The following is a 3,695-nucleotide window of genomic DNA, read 5'->3' as shown; positions in this document are numbered from 1 at the left end:
GACATGCAGCTCAAGAAGCAACTGGAAGTGCGCGTGGGCGGCAACGTCAGCGTGCGCAAGGGCGAAAGCGCGCTGGGTGGCGGTATCTCGGCAAAGTATCGCTTCTAAGGGCGTGAGCAGGACGCTTTCCTCGCAAGGGGAAAGCACGGATCGCTTCCCAAGGCGATCCGTCTGGCGCGACGAGCTGTCATGATCGACGCGCCGCACAGAAAGAAAGGGAACCCGTCGTACCCGAAAGGGTACGGCGGGTTTTTCTATTTTCGACGTGCGATGACAGCATCTCGCCGTCTCCAGGCGACTGGCCAGGTGGCAAAAATACGCGCCGCCGAGCGGAAATTGTTCGGTAGGAAATGACGCGCTTCACGCACTTGCCCGTTGTTTGCGGACATCATTTTTTGATTAATTGGGATATCGATGATAGGGAAAGTGTTTTTATTGGGAATTATCTTTTATTTGATTGATGTTTTTTCAATATTTATCCCAATTGAATCAAAAAACAAATTCTTGGGTTAAGTATCAAATTCAAGTGCTTTTGCATCGATTTCGATAGTCCGGATTTTAGACTTCGTGAGCCTTGACGCAGGTCGTCGTGCCGTGTCTGGCGCGTGATGGAGCGATTCGTCACTTTTCACGAATTAATTTATGGATTATCGAATGCAAAAGAACCATCCGAAGTCAAACGCCCTGCGTCAGACGAAGATTTGCATGGCCGTCGCGGCCGTGGTGACGGCGGCAGCGCTGCCCGGCTATGCGGTGGCAAGCGACGCTGTGCCGCCTCAGGTGCCGGAGTGGCAGGCAGACAGAAATAGCAGCATCAAGGTGCTCGGGGAAAAGCGAGGCGCGATTGCACTGGCGAAGGAGAGTAATTTCCGGGCAAGTGTTCAATTAAAAAATAATCAAGAAATTGCCGATATTTCCTCCGCCCTCAGAGATGCGGTGGAATCTGACGGAACCGACGCAGAGAAATTCTCGGCCTTTCAGGCGGTAATGCCGCATATTGAAAAGGCCAAGTCGGATTTGGATGGCCGTCGAGGTTTGGATGGCGCCTTGTCCGCATTGGATAAAGCACACGAAACCGCGCTGACAAAGCTGGCCGCCGCTGTGCGAGATATCGAAAGCGAAAGCGAACTCGCCTCGGGCAGTAAGCGACTCACGCTGAATCCTCTGATCGACAAGGGCACGCACACAGCCGCCGTCACCACTGCCCAGGACGCTGCCACGAAAGCGCAGCAGAATCTGGCAATGCTCAACCATAAGCTCGCCTCGTTGTCGGCTGTCGGGAATGCGGAGGATTCGGCTCGACTGGCTTCCACCTATCTGCTCGATGTCAATGCCGATAGCGCTGACACGAACGCCGACCAGTTGATGTCTTGGGGGGATGCAAACCTGAAAGCCTTTGCGAATCAGGCGGCCGTGGGCGTCGGTGACGCGCAGACGAAGATCGTCAAAGGCGCCACCCTCGAAATCGGCGGCTTCTCCGGCCGGGCATCCGATGCGATTCACGGCGCGACCGAGTTGGCCAGTGTTAAAACCCGTGAAATCGGCACCCTTCGCGCACTCGAAGGCGCCGAGCATCAAGTGGGTGTCGTGGGCGGCACGCTGAACGTCAACCAGGCGATCGAGGGAAGCGGCAAGCTTGCCGTGCTGGTGGGCGCCGAGGGCAAGCTCAACTTCTCGGACAAGGGCGTCGGTATTGCCGATGATGCGGCCAATGTGACGCTGATGGCTGGCAAGTTCGGTGCTGATAGCGGCGCGGCCGGGCAGATCGTATTCGGAGAGAAAACCAGCGCCGGTCACGCGAAAATTGAGGTGATCGATGGTGGCGGGCTGACGTTTGACCGCGCCAGTGCGGCAACCGCGACGATTGCGCTTCGCAACGGTGGTGAGTTGACCTTCGCCGAAGGGTCGACCGCAGGCGAGAGCGCGATCTCGGTGGGCCGCGCGTTTTCGCAGGACGAGCTTGATGCGTTGCCGGAAGTGACCGGGTTGACGAAGCGCGATCCGGCCATCGCTGCCAAGGCGACGTTTGACGGTGCTTCGGTAGGCGATGCATCCATCGCCAACGGCGGTACCCTCACCATGACTGCCTCGAATCTGAGCACTTCCACGATCACCAATGAGGCCACCGGCACGGCGACCATCAGCGGCAAGCTGGTCGAAGTACTCGACGCGGACGTCCAGCCGGCGGTCGAGAGCGCGGGCAATCCGACGAAGCAAATGGTGAAATCGCTCGGCGGCGCGGCCAAAGTTACCAACCACGGCACGCTGAAGATCCAGGACATGGACCTTCAGGACATGGCGTTGATCAATGCGTCGGGCAATGCCTCGATCTCGGCGTCGGAGGGCGGTAACGCCATCGTCGCGAACGCTGACGGGGCGACGCTGTCGTTCGCAACCACGCAGCTCGAGCAGATGCACCTGACGAACTCGGGCGTCGTCAACATGGCCGATGGCGTCACGGCCCATCAGGCCAAGATCGAACTGACTTCCGGCGGCGTCCTGGATATTTCCAAGGTCGGCATTACGCAGGCTGACGGCGATCTGGACAAAACGCTTTCTATCGGTTCGTTGACCGGTACGGGCGCGATCTACACAGGCGATACGGCGCTTGTGCTCGGCGAATTGAACGGCGACGATCGTTTCGCCGGTTCGATTTCGCATGGCGCGCCGCCGGCCCCGGTGGACACGGAAGACGGGCAAACGTCGGAGACGCTGCGCATGGCATCGGACGCCACGCAGGCGGACGCCGCGCAAGAGGCTGCTTCTCTGCGTGGCTCGAAGGTCGTCAGAGTGGCCAAGGTCGGCACGGGCAACCTGACGTTGGCCGGGGATCAAAGCGGCGTCTCGATCCTGAACGTGGATGCCGGCACTTTGACGGCGGCGCATGCCAACGCGCTGGGCTCGGGCACCGTGAACGTCGCAAGCGCGAGCACGGTTGCGTTGAGCACGAACGTCAGCGGCGTCAAGAACCTGCAGAACGACGGTACGGTCGATCTGGGTATGAACAGGCTCGAGGTGGGCACCTACGCCTCTGACGCAGGTGCGAAGATCAAGTCGCGCGTCGAGAAGGTTGAGGGTGAGCTCGCCGGCGGTCAGATTCACGTCACGCAGAGCGGTGACTTCAGCAACACGAAACTCGATGTTGCGCTTGCCGACGACATCGAACTTCTCGATCTCCTGGGCAATTTCCAAGTGGTGACGTCCGAAGAGAATGCCGGAGTGATCGGTGGGGAAGTGACCGTGGGTAGTATTACGGGTGGCAAGCAACCGGAACCGACGATTACGGACCCGAAGGACCCGACGGATCCGACGACCGAACCGGGCATCGAGACGACGATCACTGGAAAGAACCTCGTCAAATTCCTGGCAGCCGAAGGCGGCTACACGGCCAACGAACAAGCGGTGCTGGCGTCGGTCGATGGTGTGGCATTGGGCGATCTGGCCTCGGGCAAGGTTGGCGGCAGCGTGCTCTCGGCCATGGCGCTGCAAACGGCGGGCTCGGAAGCGCAGCGTCGCTCGGCCCGTCTGCTCTCGGGCGAATCGCTGGTGAACAACGCCACGGCCGCTCAGGGCGCAGCGACGTCGTTCCAGCGCGGCATGCAAACGCGCATGATCGCTGGCGGCTCGGTGTTCGACGACCAGACGACGAACGGCGCGATGTCGGCCGATAACGGCATCGCCGGTTGGGCCTCGTT

The 3,695-nt window shown here is 59.8% G+C and carries 1 protein-coding gene; it reads left to right on the top strand.

The genetic code is table 11. The features are described 5' to 3' along the window. Positions 1 to 654: 654 nt before the first annotated feature. A partial coding sequence (locus PEP31012_RS23415) for an autotransporter outer membrane beta-barrel domain-containing protein (RefSeq protein ID WP_150591604.1) occupies positions 655 to 3,695 on the top strand: 3,041 nt, incomplete at its 3' end.

Source organism: Pandoraea eparura, assembly GCF_902459725.1.
Taxonomy (GTDB): Bacteria; Pseudomonadota; Gammaproteobacteria; order Burkholderiales; family Burkholderiaceae; genus Pandoraea; species Pandoraea eparura.
The sequence above is the reverse complement of the archived record's forward strand: the minus strand, read 5'-3'. Positions and strand labels throughout refer to the sequence as shown.